The following is a 14,183-nucleotide window of genomic DNA, read 5'->3' as shown; positions in this document are numbered from 1 at the left end:
CAGTTCAGCGCGGTGTTCGAGAAGGCCGTGCCCTGCTGCGCCGGGCTTGACGACGACGGGGCCGCCGGCTCGATCGCCGGCGGCCCCGCGGGACGTCCGCGTGCTAGGGCTTTTCGAACTGCCCGCTCCTGGCACCGGAGATGAAGTCCAGCCATTCCGCCCGGTCGAACAGCAGCACGGGGCCGCCGCGGTCCTTGCTGTCGCGCAGCGCCACCGCTGCGGGACCGTTGGACAGCGGCGCGACCTCCACACAGTTGGAGGTCTGGCTGCGGGTGCTGGTGCGCCAGGGCGCCCCCGCGAGTTGGGCGAGGACGGCCGGTGTGTTGCGGAACTCGTTCATCGTTGCGCTCCTGAGGTGAACCGATGGAACGAGTGGCACCGCACGTCCCGACGGCGGGCCGGCATCGGTCACCGGTCCGTCAGGCGCCCGGACGATCTGCGGCGTTGAGCCGGCGCCGTTGCCGGGCCACTCGCCACAGTGGGCGGGGTCGCCGCGATGGACAGCCGTCCCGACGACTCCATCAGCCAGGAAAGGGTGTCCGTTGCGGAGAGTGCCGCCGTGCACAGCCACTCGAACACCACTTTATAGCGATTTAGGGTGATTACCTCGGTCGACATGACGTCGGTGAAGCCGCCTTCGATGGCGAGTGTCTCCGGATCCAGCGGATCGGCGAACCGATAGACCGAAAACGCGGTCGGTGGGAGGTACCACTGGCCGATCGGGGTGTCCCGGGGCAGCACGTGCAGCGTGACGTTCGGCAGCATGGCCAGCTCGCAGAGCTGCGCCAGTTGCTCGTGGAGCACCTCCGGTGGCCCGGCCCGGCGACCGAGCGCGGTCTCCTCCAGCACCGCCGTGTAGCGGGGCGGGTCGGTCTCCCGGGTTAGTGCCGCCTGTCGCGCCAACCGGGCCTTGATCTCGGTCTCGATCTCCTCGTCGGCCTCCGGGGCGCCGGCAGCCTGGTCGACCTGCCGAGCCGAGGAGATTCGCATCCGGGCGTACCCGGTGGTCTGAAGCAACCCCGGCACCAGGACCGGGTTGTACTCGGAGATCTCGACGCAGCCCGCCTCCAGCTCGGCGAAACCGCGCTGCTGCTGTGTCATCGCCGGATACCGCTTCAGCCACCCACGCATGTCGCCGGCCTCGTGGGTGATGCCGAGCAGTTCCAGCCGGAGCGCGTCATCGGCGTGGTACAGGTCGAGCAGGTCCCGGACGTCGCCCGGGTCGGGTCGGCTACGACCGTTCTCCAGACGGGACAGTTTGGAAGCGGAGGCCCAGCCGACGCGTGCGATGACCTGATCGCCGGTGAGCCCGGCAGCCTCGCGCAAGCGGCGCAGTTCGCCGCCGAGCCGGCGGCGACGCAGGATCGGGCTGGGTGCGGCAGGAGGCACAGTGTCCTCTTTTCCGTCGACCGCCGCGGACGCGACGGTAACTGTATGAAATTCGCCCCCCACGGTCAGTATGGACGTCGCGACCGGCGCCGGAGGTACCGGCGGAGGGCGTGTCATCAGAAATACGCAGACCCGACAGACCCCCGGTCGGCGCGCTCCGCGTCGCCGGGTCCGGCTACCGCCCCCGAGTCGTGCCACCGGAGGTTCAATGCGTACCGTCCTGAGTCGCCCGGACTTCCGCCTGCTCTTCGGCGGACTGCTGGCCAGCATGACCGCCGAGTCGATCCTGCTGCTGGCGCTCGCGGTCTGGGTGAAGGACCTCACCGGATCGGACGGACTCGCCGGTGCCACGATCTTCGTCATCCTCGCGCCCCGCACGCTCGCGCCGCTGGTCGGTTGGTTCGTCGACCGATACCCCCGGCGGCCCTTCTTCGTGGTCACCAACCTCGCGACGGCGCTGCTGCTCACCCCGCTCCTCGCGGTCCGCGACGCGGGCGACATGTGGCTCATCTACGCGGTCGCCGCGCTGTACGGGCTGTCGAACCTGACCGTCGGGGCGGTGCTCAGCCGCCTGGTCCGGGAACTGGTGCCGCCGGAGCTGCTCGGCGAGGCGAACGGGGCGTTGCAGACGGCGCGGCAGGGGCTGCGGTTGATCGGCCCGCTCGCCGGTGCCGGGCTCTACGTGGCGTTCGGCGGTTGGCTGCTGGCCGTGGTGGGGATGGTCGGCTTCCTGGTCGCCGCCGTGGTGGTCGGTGCGCCACGGTCGGTCGTCACCTCCCACGACTCGTCCGCCGCACCGGTCGACGCCGCCGATCCTCAGCCGCGCTGGCCCGGGGAACTGATCGCCGGGCTCCGCCACCTCGCCAACGAGCCGGCGTTACGGCGGGCCCTGCTCGGATACGGTCTCGGCTCGCTGGTGATGGGTTTCACCGAGTCGCTGATCTTCGCGTACGTCGACCGGGGGCTCGGGCGGGACCCCGCGTTCGTCGGCGTGCTCTTCACCGTGCAGGGCATCGGTGGCCTGGTCGGCGGGCTGCTCTCCGCCGCCGTGCTGCGCCGGGTCGGTGAACTGGGTGCCCTCGCCGTCGGCGTGGCGCTCTTCGGACCCGCAGCGCTGATGCTTGCGTACCCGAATCTGGGGCTCGGCCTCGCCGCGGTGCTGCTGGCGGGCCTGTCGTTGCCGCTGACCCTGGTCGGGCTGCACACCCTGATCCAGCGGCGGACCCCGCCGGAACTGCTCGGCCGGGTGGCCGCCGCCGCCGAGGCGGTGGTCAGGTGCCCGCAGGCGTTCTCGATCGGCATGGGCGCACTGGTCGTCGGCCTGCTCGACTACCGGCTGGCCTTCGCGGCGGTCGGTCTGGCCACCCTGCTCGCCGGCAACTACCTCTGGCGCGGGCGGCACCTGAGCCCGCCGGTGCGACCCCGGATCCCCGCTCAACGCCCGGCACCCGAGGCCAGGCGGGCCGACCTCAATGCCCTCACCCCCACAACCCCCGACCGCTGACCCTGCCCCCGGACCCGCTCACCCCGCCCGAGCCCGTGTGGTTGATCATGAAGTTGTTGCCCGGGTAAGCGTTTACCCGGGCAACAGGTTCATGATCGACGCGGGCGACGCGGGCGAGGCGGGCTCAACCGGGCGAGCGCGCTCAGCGCGGCGGTGCGGTCAGGCGGCGATGCTCGCCAGGTGCTGCTTGACCTGGGCGATGGACGGGTTGGTCAGTGCGCTGCCGTCGGCGAAGCGCAGCGTGGGCACGGTCTGGTTGCCACCGTTGACCTGCATCACGAACGTCGCGGCCGCCGGATCCTGCTCGATGTCGACCACCTCGTAGGCGATCCCCTCCCGGTCGAGCTGCGACTTCAGCCGGTGGCAGTAGCCGCACCAGGGAGTGGAATACATCGTCAGCATGGTCAGATCCTCCAACGTCGCGCCCGGTGGCTTGCCGATCAAGCACAGGCTATCCGCTGCAACGTCGGGGGAAGCTGCGACAATTCCCCGCTGTGGTGGTTAACTCCGCGTCCGAACGCGTGCTCGCCGGGCTCGATCCGGAGCAACGCGCGGCGGTGACCGCCCCCGCCGGCCCGGTCTGCGTGCTCGCCGGAGCCGGTACCGGCAAGACGCGGGCCGTCACGTCCCGGATCGCGTACCGGGCCCTGACCGGCGAGATAGCGGCCCGGCACGTGCTCGCGGTCACCTTCACCGCACGCGCCGCCGCGGAACTGCGTCAGCGACTGGCCGTGGCCGGCGTGGCCGGCGTACAGGCCCGTACCTTCCACGCGGCGGCGCTGCGCCAGGTGCGTTACTTCGCGCCCCGGCTGCTCGACGGTCGGGCCATGCCCGAGTTGCTGGACAGCAAGGTCAGGCTGGTCACCCTCGCGGCGGCGCGAGCCGGTCTACGAGCCGACCGGACCGCGGCCCGCGACCTCGCCGGTGAGATCGAGTGGGCCAAGTCCTCCCTCGTCGAGCCGGCGGAGTACGTGGTGGCCGCGGCCAAGGCGCTGCGTGAGACCCCGCACGAGCCGGCGAAGGTGGCGGAGGTGTTCGCCGCGTACGAGCGGCTCAAGCGGACCGGCGGGGTGATCGACTTCGAGGACGTGCTGCGTGCCGCCGTATGGGGGATCGAGGAGCATCCGGACGTCGCCGAGCAGGTCCGCAACCAGTACCGACACTTCGTCGTCGACGAGTACCAGGACGTCAACCCGTTGCAACAGCGGTTGCTGGACGCCTGGCTCGGCGGACGGGACGACCTGACCGTGGTCGGCGACGCCTCCCAGACCATCTACTCGTTCACCGGGGCCACCTCGGCGTACCTGGTCGACTTCCCGCGTCGGCACCGGTCGGCGACCGTGGTCCGGCTGGTCCGCGACTACCGCTCCACCCCGCAGGTGGTCGGGTTGGCCAACGCGGTCATCTCGCAGGCGCGGGGCACCGAGGCGCGGCTGCGCCTGGAACTGGTCGGCCAGCGCCCGACCGGGCCGGAGCCGGAGCGGCGGATCTTCACCGACGAGCCGGCCGAGGCCGTCGCGGTCGCCGCCCGCTGCCGCGCCTTGATCGACGCCGGCACGCCGGCCCGCGAGATCGCCGTGCTGTTCCGCACCAACGCCCAGTCCGAGGCGTACGAAAAGGCGCTCGCCGAGGCCGGTGTGCCGTACCTGGTGCAGGGAGCGGAGCGGTTCTTCGAGCGCGCCGAGGTACGCCAGGCGATGGTGGCACTGCGTGCGGCCACCCGGTCGTTGTCCGGCGAGACGCCCCTGCGGGCGGCCGTGATCGAGGCGCTGGCCGGCGTCGGGTGGACCCCCGACTCCCCACCGCCGGGTGGCGTCGCCCGCGAGCGGTGGGAGGCGCTGGCCGCGCTGGTGCAGCTCGCCGAGGAGTACGCCGCCACGCCCGAGATCCTGCCCCTGGGGGTGGCCGCCACGGTGGAGCGTCCGGTCACCCTGGCTGATTTCATTGAGGAACTGGCCCGGCGGGCGGCCCAGCAGCACGTACCGACCGTGGACGGGGTCACGCTGGCCTCCCTGCACTCCGCCAAGGGGCTGGAGTGGGACGCGGTCTTCCTGGTCGGCTTGGCCGAGGGCACCCTGCCCACCACGTACGCGCGCACCACCGAGCAGGTCGAGGAGGAACGCCGGCTGCTCTACGTCGGCATCACCCGGGCCCGCCAGTGGCTCTGGCTGTCGTACGCCTCAGCGCGCTCACCGGGTGGCCGCCCCCGTCGGCCGTGCCGTTTCCTGCCGCAGCTGGCGCCCACCACGGTGGCGGAACGGGCCAGCGGGGGGCGGTCCGCGCGCGAACCGCAGCGGCGGGCCGCCACCCGGATCGTGTCCTGCCGGATCTGCGGTACGACCCTGCTCGCCGGGCCGGACCGCAAGCTCGGACGGTGCGCCACCTGCCCCTCCGACATCGACGACGAGCTGCACGAGCGGCTGCGTGAATGGCGGTCCCGGGTGGCCGGGGCGCAGAAGGTCCCCGCCTACGTGGTCTTCACCGACGCGACGCTGGTGGCGTTGGCCGAGCGACGGCCGGGCCGGGCCGAGGAACTGGTTGCGATCGCCGGGATCGGGCCGCGCAAGCTGGGCCTGTACGGGGAGGCCGTGCTGGCGCTGGTGGGGGGCGCGACGGTCGACGAGATCTGCCCACAGAAAACTTTCTGAATCTGACCGTTAATTCGTTTGCCCTCGCCCCACCGACCGGCATAGCCTCAGTGCACACCTCGGAAGGGGGCCCTGTTCGGGCTGCTCACGGGGTATGTGTCCGGGTCGACCACGAGTGAACGTCAAGGAGGTGGCACCGATGGAGAGCTACATCAACCAGCGTCCGACGGCGCTGCCCGTTGCCGTCGCTCCGCTGTCGGCTGCCCTGGCGACCGCCGCTCCGGTGGCGGAAGTCCGGGCCACCGCTGTCGCTGCGCGACCGTGGGCTCCCCAGGTGCACCGGGCCGAGATTCAGGCCGAGCTGATCCTCGCACCGGTGACGAACGGGCTCCAGGGGAGCAGTGGCTTCACGGGCAAGGGCGTCGATGGCGTCAACAAGCGGATGGACGTCCGCGGTGTTCCACCTCGAGGTAGACCGGTCTGACCACAGACCAACCGGCTCACCTCGAGGCCGCGGAACCCGCATACCGGGATCCGCGGCCTCAGTTTTTTTGCACCGCCGAAGTACGTCGGAACCGCGATCCACGAGATCGCAGTGAGAGAGAGGTGACCGGGCGATGAGTCTGGCGTTGGCCCCGCTCGACCTGAGCGTCGAGGTGGAGGCGAACCTGCCCTGCCGGAAGTTCGACCCCGACCTGTGGTTCTCCGACTCGCCCACCGAGCTGGAACTGGCCAAGTCGCTCTGCGGGGACTGCCCGCTGCGCGTCGAGTGCCTGGCCGGCGCGGTCGAGCGGGCCGAGCCGTGGGGCGTCTGGGGCGGCGAGATCTTCGAGCGTGGCGCGGTCGTACCGCGTAAGCGGCCCCGTGGTCGCCCGCGCAAGGAGGACCTCGCCCGAGACGCCGAGTTGCGGGTCGAGGCCGAGGCGCGGCTGGCGGCCAACGGTCTCGCCACGTCACGCAGCGCTGTCCGGCTGGCTGCCTGACATGTTCCCGAACCGGACCAACCCCGCCGGTGTCGCACCGGCCGAGAGAGAGCTGACCACCATGCTGCACCTTCCGAACGGAGCCGACATGTACCTACTCCACGAAGCGTTGTCGAGGGCTCGAATGCTCCGGCCTCAGGCCGGTCGCACCACCACGAGCACTGAGGCAACCCGATCCGCCCGTACCGTCGCCATGACCGGCCGCGCCCGGTCAGCCCGCGAACTGGGCGTTCTGTAGGACCACACCGCAGACGGCGGGCGGGGACCAAGGGTCCCCGCCCGCCGCGCATGTAAGGAAGGACCCCTTGTTAACGCCTCCGGTAGTAAAGGGGCCCCTTGTTAACGGGGGGCCGCCGGGTGACCCCGGTCAGCCGACCGGGGCGAAGCCCGGCAGCCAGCGTTCCAGGATGCCCCGGTAGGGGGCCTTGGCCTCCAGTTGGCACAGCACCCCGATCGATCCGAGTGTCACCCGGTGGATGAGCAGGTAGGACGGCGGCAGATTGAGCTGCCGGCTGAGTTGGTACGCCGGGGAGCGGGGGCTGGCCAGTCGGGTGGCTTCGCCGCGCAGCCAGGCCCGGGTGAACCGGAACTCGTCGGCGGCGATCGGCTCCAGCATCGGACGCAGGAACTCCAGCAACGCGTGGGCGTCGATCGGCTCCGTGGTGCTGACGAAGCCCTCGGACCGCAGGCCGGCGACCACCTCGTCGGCGTCACCGCGCAGGGCCAGCCCGGCGATGCGGCCGATCGGTTCCGGTGTGCCCTCCGGCATCCGGGCGACCGCCCCGAAGTCGATCACCCCGAGCCGGCCGTCGGGCAGCAGCCGGAAGTTGCCGGGATGCGGATCGGCGTGCAGCAGCCCGGCCCGGGCCGGCGCGGAGAGGTGAAGGGTGGCCATCAGCCGACCCGCCTCGTCACGTTGTTCCTCGCTGCCGGACCGGATGATGTCGGCCAGCGGGGTGCCCTCGATCCATTCGGTGACCAGGACCCGGGGCGAGGCGAAGTAGACCTCCGGCACGTAGATCTCCGGGTCGTCGGCATATCCGGCGGCGAAGGCCCGCTGCGACTCCGCCTCCAGTTCGTAGTCCAATTCCTCGGTGATCCGTTCCCGCAGCTCGGCCAGGAGCGGCTTGACGTCCAGTCCGGGCTGGATGGCCCGGAACATGCCGCCCAACCGGGAGAGCTGCTTGAGGTCGGCGAGCAGGGCGTCGCCGGCACCCGGGTACTGGATCTTCACGGCGGCGTTCCGGCCGCTGCCGTCCGGTAGCCGCCACACCGCGCGGTGCACCTGCCCGATGCTGGCCGCGGCGGCCGGTGCGTCGTCGAAACTCACGAACCGGTCCCGCCAGGCCGGCCCCAACTGCTCGGCCAGCACCTTGTGCACGCTGGCGGCGGGCAGCGGCGGCGCGGCCTCCTGGAGTTTCGTCAGCGCCTGTCGGTACGGCGCGGCGATCTCCTCCGGGAGCGCGGCCTCGAACACCGACAGCGCCTGACCGAACTTCATCGCGCCACCCTTGAGCTGGCCGAGAACGCTGAAAAGCTGCTCGGCGGTGCGCTGCTGGATCTCCGCGGAGATCACGTCGGAGGCGAGCCCGGTGACGCGCTTTCCCATGCCGAGGACGGTCCGACCGGCGAAGCCGAGCGGCAGAGCGGCGAGTTTGGCGGTCCGGGACACGGCCCGGCGCGGGATGTCGGTCACTTGGTCATTGTTACCGACTCGACCGGCCTGTTGCTGCCGTGCGGCCGCCTCCGACCCGGTGCACCGGTCACCCGCCGCACCGACAGCGCGGGTGCGGCGGCCAGTAGCGTCGTCGGAGGTTGCCCGGCGCCACCACCTCGATCGCCCCACCGAGGGTCTCCGGGGTGCCGCCGTCGAGCTGGCTCAGCGCCTCGCTGACGGCGTACCCGGTCGCGGTCAGCAGGAGACTCGCGGCGCAGGCCGGGGCGGGTGGGACGCCGGCGAGTTGGGCGGCCAGCCCCGGCCAGTCCGGGTCCCGGTCGGCTCGGTGCAGGTCGAGACAGCGCAGGCAGGGGCCGGCCGGCGGGCGGACCAGTGGACCTACCGTGGGGACCCCTTCCCGGACGTCCACCATCAAATGCGGTTGCCGCCGTTGGGTGTGACCGGCGGCCAGCAGCGCGGCCGGCCGGTCGGTGCCGAGTTGCACGACCAGGTCGGGTCGGGGCCGGCGGAGCGGACCGGTGCCCGTGCCGGGGGCGGTGCGCTGTACCGCCGCCCGGACCGCAGCGCCGAGCGGACGCCCGATCTCCGCGGCGGCGATGCCGGTACCGACGAGGTCAACCGGCCGAACCGATCCCGGCAGGTCGGGATGAACATGACCGACGCCCGCCTGGGCCAGGGCGACCGCGATGGCGGCGCCGAGCGAACCGGTACCGGTGACGGTCACCCGGGCGGCCAGGCGACGCCGGAGCACCTGGGCGGGCGTACCCGGCAACCGGGCGGCGGCCAGCGCCAGCGCGTCGGTCTCGGCGGCGAGCCGGGTCCGTCGCGGTCCGGCGAGGTCCCGGGGTACGAGGGTGTGCGCCGGCACCACCAGGCCGGCGGCGCGCAGGGCGTCGAGCAGGGCACGGGCGTGTTCCGGACGGATACCGGTCCCGGCGAGCACCTGTCGTTCGCTGCGGGTGCCGTCGAGCAGGTCGAGCAGGCGGATGGCCCGAGGGTCGGCGACCTCGACCAGGACGGCCCGCTCTCGACCGAGGCCGAGTTGAAGGGTGTGCCGATCGCGCCATACACGGGTGAGCCCGGGCAACAGGCGGGGACGGGGGAACGGGGGACGTTCGCAGGACCGCGTCATGGGTACGAACAGTGACCGTGTCCCTGCTATCCGTCGATCGTTGTCCACAGGTGGCCGGTCCCAGATCCAGGGCTGTCCACAGGATTTGGCGAGTTATCCACAACCTGCCGGTAGCGAAGTCGGTGGTCCGACAGTCACCGGAGTACGCGAATGGGGGCGGCCACCGGCCACCCCCATTCGCGTGCGTACGTCAGACCTTCGCCTTGCCCAGGATGCGGTTCACTGTTGTGCCACACACCGGACACTTGCCCTTGGCCATGTTCATGCCGGTCTTCGAGACCTCCACGCGGCCCTCGAAGTCCCGCTTCTCCTTGCACTTGACGCAGTAACCGTTGTAGGTCTGGGCCTGGTCGGCCACGGTGTGCCCTCCTCGTCTCGTCCACCGGTCGATACCGACCCGGTGGTCTCCCGGTGGCGGGTCGCTCAGCGCGCCCGGCGCCGGGTCCTTGTCCGGCGGCCACCCACGTGACCACCGGTTGGCGGACCCTACCCAGGTGTGGGCGGTTCCATGTCAGCTGCGCATTGCCACTGTGAGCAAGGCGACGTCGAGAGTGTGCACGCCGAATCAGGCCAGATCAGCCAGTTTGCCGGGGACACGCCGACCGGGCGGCCGCAATTGCGCTGGTGGCACCCCGGTCGCGGGGTTTCGGACCCCGATGCGCGCCCTGGTGCGATGATCACTTACCGTGGTGGGTGGCCCGGGTATGACACCTCGCCGGTCACCACGAAGGGTGACCGTGACGGGCTCCCGCCGCTTCGGCAAGAAAATTTTCGGGACTCCTGGCGACCAATCCCCACTTTCCGGACGCGTGTCGGGGGGTTGACTCTTGCGGACCCCTGGTCACAACGCATTAGCTTGCCAACGTGACAGCAAACCGAGGCTGCGCGGTCCACTGATGGCTGGGCCGCGGAAGCCGGTCGTCGAGGTACGGCGCAGCCAGCGTCGGCGACGCACGGTGTCCGCCTACCGCGACGGGGAGCGGGTTGTCGTCCTCATCCCGGACCAGTTCTCCCGGGCCGAGGAGAGCGAGTGGGTCGACCGCATGCTCGCCCGGCTGGCCGCCCGCGAGGGGCGCCTGGTTCGCTCCGACGCCGAGCTGCTGGCCCGCGCCGGCCGACTGATCAAGCTATATCTCACCGAGTACGGCAATCAGGCCGTACCGGCCAGTGTGCGGTGGGTGAGCAACCAGAACGGCCGGTGGGGCTCCTGCACTCCGGCGGACCGCTCAATCCGGCTGTCACACCGGATCCAGGAGATGCCGGACTGGGTGATCGACTACGTGTTGCTGCACGAACTGGTCCACCTCATCGTGCCCAGTCACAACGCGCAGTTCTGGGCATTGGTCGGCCGGTACCCGAAGACCGAACGCGCGCGTGGCTACCTGGAGGGCGTGGCGGCCGTCGCCGGCACCCCCTGACCGCGACAACAGCGCCGCTGCACTCCCGTTACTCCCGTTCCGACACGTCGCAAGGGGCGACCCAGTCGCCGTCCGGGTCCGCAGAGGGTGCAACAACAGGGAAGTTGTCCCCTCCGGGCGCGGGGAGACGACAACAACAGGGAAGTTGCACTTCCGGTTGGGTGGGGCAGGGCGCACGGGGCGACCCGGTCACCGTCCGGGACGCGGCGGTAGGGTCGGTGGATGGCCCGACGTGTGGTGGTGGCGCTGCTCGCGCCGGTCGCCTGGGCGCCACCCGGTGTCGACCCGGTGGACTGGCGCACGGCGCTCGCCGAGGACGTGGTGGACCTGCTCGCCACGCTCAACGAGGTGGACACCGCCGTGGCGGTCACGCGAGCGGACCGCTGGCTGGCCGACGCCGTGATCTGGCCCGGCACGACCGTGTACGAGGTGCCCGAGCCGACCCCGAACGCCGTGTTCGCCGCGCTGTCCGAGGCGGCCGGGCCGGGCGGGGCGAACCGGTCCGAGGCGTCCGGCGGTCGACAGCCGTCGGCGGCCGACGGCTACGAGCAGGTGGCGGTCGTCGCGGGGGACGCACCGGACCTGCCCGGGCTCACCGTCGGCAAGCTGCTGCGCCCGTTGACCAGCCGACCGGTCGCGGTCGCCCCGGTCGAGGGGGGCCTGCCCGGGCTGCTCGGGGTGGCGGCCCGACTACCCGTACCGTCCTGGCTGCCGCCGCTGGACTTGAACGCCGCGATGCCCGCGGCCGTCCGCGCGGCCGCACCCCGCCCCGGTGACCTGGCGGTGACGCCCTCCTGGCACCGACTACGCGGCCCGGCGGACCTGGCCCGGCTCGATCCGGCGCTCAGCGGCTGGGAACACACCCGGGCCCTGCTCTCCGGCGCCGACCGGCGCGGCTGACGCCGCGCGCCGACGGCGCGGGTGAGGTCGCGCCGACCGGGTCCGGCTGACGCCGCGCGCCGACCGGCGCGCGGGTGACCGGCCGGCCGGCGCGGGGGATCAGGAGCGGTTCTCGCCGTCCCCGGCGTCGTCACCGCGGTCCGTCTCGCCCGGTGCCTTCTCCTCCGGGCCGCCCGGCGCGGAGAAGTCGAAGTTCTCCAACTCGGTCATCAGGTCCACGTCGGCCATGGCGAAGGCCACCGGGTCGGCGAAGTCGTCGTCGGACGGGAGCAGGTCAGGGTGTCCCCACAGCGCGTCCCGACCAGCGATTCCCCGGTGCTCGGTGAGCGCCGCCCAGAGCGCCGCGGCCTCGCGCAGCCGGCGGGGCCGTAGCTCCAGCCCGACCAGCGCCGCGAAGGTCTGTTCGGCCGGGCCGCCGGCCGCCCGGCGTCGGCGGAACGCCTCGCCTAGCGCCACCACGTTGGGCAGCCGGCCGGCGGCCGCCCCGTCGACCACGTGGCAGACCCAACCCTCGACCAGGGCGAGGGCGGTCTCCAGCCGGGCGAGTGACGCCTTCTGCGCCGGACTGTCCTCCGGGGTGAAGATGCCTTCCAGGGCGATCGCCTGCATCGACTCCGGGTCGGTCGGATCGACCCGCCCCATCGCCTCCTCGATCGCCTCCCGGTTCACCCGGATGCCGGCGGCGTAGGTCTCGACGGCGTTGAGGACGTGCCCCCGTAGCCAGGGGACGTGCTCGAAGAGCCGCTGGTGCGCCGCCTCGCGCAGGGCCACGTAAAGGCGGACCTCGTCCTCGGGCAGCTCCAAGCCCTCGCCGTACGACTTGATGTTCGCCGGGATGAGCGCGGCCGTGCCGGCCGGGCCGAGCGGCAGCCCGATGTCACCGGCGGAGAGCACCTCCGCGGCGAGCGACCCGAGTGCCTGGCCGAGCTGACCGCCGAAGAGCGCGCCGCCGAGGGTGGCCACCATCGACTGCATCGGGCCGAGCTGGGCCCGAGCCTCCGGCGGCACCAGGTCACCCATCGCCCCGACCATCCGGCTGGCCACCGGATCGCACAACTTGCGCCAGATGTCCAGCGTCTTGAAGATCCACTCATTGCGGTTCCAGGCCACCGTCGTCCGGATGCCCGAGGGCAGCGCGGAGGCCGGCTCCAGCCAGAGGTCGGCGATGCGCAGCGCCTCCTCCACCGCGTGCCGCTCGTACGGCGAGACGGCCGGGTCGCCCGCTGCGGCGAGCTGACTGGCCGCCACCTGACGGGCCAGGTCCCAGTTCACCGGCCCGCTCCCCGACGCGGAGAGCAGGTGCTGCAACTGCGACATGAACTGCTGCATCTGCGCGGGGTCGTTGGGGTCGGGCGGCTGCCCACCCGGTAGCGCGAAACCGAACGGAATATCAGGCACGACGTCTACGGTACGCGCGCCGCGCTCCACGACGCCGCCACCGCGGTTGCGCTGAGGGCGAAGTCGTTCGTCGTGCCGGCCGGGAGCCCTCGCCGGGCTCGGTACGCTCTGCCGCATGAGACGTCGCGGCGTGACCGTCCTGCTCGGTGCTCTGCTCACCGCGCTGCTCAGTATCGGGGTGCTCGGCGCGCCCGTTCCGTACGTGGTGCTCGGCCCCGGCCCGACCGTCGACACGCTGGGCCAGGAGGACGGTAAGGAGGTCATCCAGGTCACCGGTCGGGAGACCTCGATCTCCGCCGGCCAGCTGCGGTTGACGACGGTGGGGGTGCAGCCCGGCGTCAAGCTCCGCTCGGCCATCCAGGGCTGGCTCTCCGACGAGCAGGCGGTGGTGCCGCGCGAGCTGGTCTACCCGCCGGGGGAGAGCCAGGAGGAGGTCGAGCAGCGCAACGCCGAGGACTTCCAGGTCTCGCAGACCAGCGCGGAGACCGCCGCGCTGCGGGAACTCGGGTACGAGGTGCAGGTCGTGGTCAAGACGGTCGCCGCCGACGGGCCGGCGGCCGGGGTGCTGCGCCCCGGCGACGTGGTGACCTCGGTCGACGGCGAGCCGGTGCCGTTGGCCTCGCGGCTGACCGAACTCATCCGGGCCAAGCCGGCGGGGACGGCCCTGCGGATCGGGTACACCCGCGACGGCGCCGCGCGGACCGACACGATCACCAGCCGGGAGCAGGACGGCCGGCCCCGCATCGGGATCGAGATCGAGCAGCAGCAGCCGCACCCGTTCACCCTCTCCTTCGATCTGAAGGACATCGGCGGTCCCAGCGCGGGTCTGATGTTCGCCCTGGGAATCATCGACAAGCTGACCCCGGAGGACCTGACCGGCGGCCGGGTCGTCGCCGGCACCGGCACCATCGACGACTCGGGACAGGTCGGCCCGATCGGCGGCATCCCGCAGAAGCTGGTCGGAGCGAAGCGGGCGGGCGCGACGGCCTTCCTCGTGCCGGCGGCGAACTGCGCCGAGGCGGTCCGTAACCGGCAGCCGGACCTGCCGTTGGTGAAGGTGGGCTCGCTCGACGAGGCGCTGGAGGCGCTGGAGACGCTGCGTTCCGGCGGTGAGCCGACGCACTGTTGAACCGCGCGGCATAACCTTGCGCTCACGCTCTCAGGAACACCCCGTACTCTGGGTGCCTGGTCGG

The 14,183-nt window shown here is 71.9% G+C and carries 14 protein-coding genes; 7 read left to right on the top strand and 7 right to left on the bottom strand.

All coding sequences use genetic code 11. The annotated features are described in order from the left end of the window. Positions 1-103: 103 nt before the first annotated feature. Positions 104-340, bottom strand: coding sequence for a DUF397 domain-containing protein (locus SM447_RS21470; protein WP_474574624.1), 237 nt, complete (start codon positions 338-340; stop codon positions 104-106). Positions 341-408: 68 nt separating this feature from the next. Then, positions 409-1,389: a helix-turn-helix domain-containing protein gene (locus SM447_RS21465; RefSeq protein WP_474574623.1), complete on the bottom strand. Its 981-nt coding sequence runs from the start codon at positions 1,387-1,389 to the stop codon at positions 409-411. Between the two features lie 208 nt (positions 1,390-1,597). Between SM447_RS21465 and SM447_RS21460 the strand changes: the two genes are divergently transcribed. Then, the gene (locus SM447_RS21460) at positions 1,598-2,893 is read left to right on the top strand and encodes an MFS transporter (RefSeq protein WP_474574622.1); all 1,296 of its coding nucleotides are present in this window, start codon (positions 1,598-1,600) and stop codon (positions 2,891-2,893) included. Positions 2,894-3,052: 159 nt separating this feature from the next. On the opposite strand, the gene SM447_RS21455 is transcribed toward SM447_RS21460, so the two are convergent. Beyond that, positions 3,053-3,295, bottom strand: a complete 243-nt coding sequence (locus tag SM447_RS21455; RefSeq protein ID WP_474574621.1) for a mycoredoxin — start codon at positions 3,293-3,295, stop codon at positions 3,053-3,055. Positions 3,296-3,387: 92 nt separating this feature from the next. Here SM447_RS21455 and SM447_RS21450 point away from each other — a divergent pair, with 92 nt between their 5' ends. The 3 genes from SM447_RS21450 to SM447_RS21440 all read left to right on the top strand — a co-directional run bounded on the left by SM447_RS21450 (position 3,388) and on the right by SM447_RS21440 (position 6,464). After that, positions 3,388-5,541 carry an ATP-dependent DNA helicase UvrD2 gene (locus tag SM447_RS21450; protein ID WP_474574620.1) on the top strand — a complete coding sequence of 718 codons (2,154 nt, stop codon included), beginning with the start codon at positions 3,388-3,390 and terminating at the stop codon, positions 5,539-5,541. 139 nt (positions 5,542-5,680) lie between these two features. Further along, the gene (locus tag SM447_RS21445) at positions 5,681-5,965 is read left to right on the top strand and encodes a hypothetical protein (RefSeq protein ID WP_474574619.1); all 285 of its coding nucleotides are present in this window, start codon (positions 5,681-5,683) and stop codon (positions 5,963-5,965) included. A 133-nt stretch (positions 5,966-6,098) separates the two neighbouring features. Next, the gene (locus tag SM447_RS21440) at positions 6,099-6,464 is read left to right on the top strand and encodes a WhiB family transcriptional regulator (protein WP_474574618.1); all 366 of its coding nucleotides are present in this window, start codon (positions 6,099-6,101) and stop codon (positions 6,462-6,464) included. 367 nt (positions 6,465-6,831) lie between these two features. Here SM447_RS21440 and SM447_RS21435 read toward each other — a convergent pair whose 3' ends face one another. From SM447_RS21435 to SM447_RS21425, 3 genes are all read right to left on the bottom strand, one after another. Continuing rightward, positions 6,832-8,160, bottom strand: coding sequence for an ABC1 kinase family protein (locus SM447_RS21435; protein WP_474574617.1), 1,329 nt, complete (start codon positions 8,158-8,160; stop codon positions 6,832-6,834). Positions 8,161-8,227: 67 nt separating this feature from the next. Next, on the bottom strand, positions 8,228-9,274 hold the full coding sequence (locus SM447_RS21430) for a hypothetical protein (RefSeq protein WP_474574616.1): 1,047 nt from the start codon (positions 9,272-9,274) through the stop codon (positions 8,228-8,230). Positions 9,275-9,464: 190 nt separating this feature from the next. Next, the gene (locus SM447_RS21425; protein ID WP_012014940.1) at positions 9,465-9,632 is read right to left on the bottom strand and encodes a DUF5679 domain-containing protein; all 168 of its coding nucleotides are present in this window, start codon (positions 9,630-9,632) and stop codon (positions 9,465-9,467) included. 538 nt (positions 9,633-10,170) lie between these two features. Here SM447_RS21425 and SM447_RS21420 point away from each other — a divergent pair. Continuing rightward, positions 10,171-10,692: a M48 metallopeptidase family protein gene (locus tag SM447_RS21420; RefSeq protein WP_474574615.1), complete on the top strand. Its 522-nt coding sequence runs from the start codon at positions 10,171-10,173 to the stop codon at positions 10,690-10,692. Between the two features lie 222 nt (positions 10,693-10,914). Next, positions 10,915-11,592, top strand: a complete 678-nt coding sequence (locus SM447_RS21415) for a hypothetical protein (RefSeq protein ID WP_474574614.1) — start codon at positions 10,915-10,917, stop codon at positions 11,590-11,592. A gap of 99 nt (positions 11,593-11,691) precedes the next feature. Here SM447_RS21415 and SM447_RS21410 read toward each other — a convergent pair whose 3' ends face one another. Then, positions 11,692-12,990 carry a zinc-dependent metalloprotease gene (locus tag SM447_RS21410; protein WP_474574613.1) on the bottom strand — a complete coding sequence of 433 codons (1,299 nt, stop codon included), beginning with the start codon at positions 12,988-12,990 and terminating at the stop codon, positions 11,692-11,694. Positions 12,991-13,105: 115 nt separating this feature from the next. On the opposite strand from SM447_RS21410, the gene SM447_RS21405 reads away from it, so the two are divergent. Next, positions 13,106-14,119 (top strand): YlbL family protein, encoded by a 1,014-nt coding sequence (locus SM447_RS21405; protein WP_474574612.1) that lies wholly within the window; start codon positions 13,106-13,108, stop codon positions 14,117-14,119. Positions 14,120-14,183 lie beyond the last annotated feature (64 nt).

It is taken from the genome of Micromonospora aridisoli (assembly GCF_056150025.1).
The sequence above is the reverse complement of the archived record's forward strand: the minus strand, read 5'-3'. Positions and strand labels throughout refer to the sequence as shown.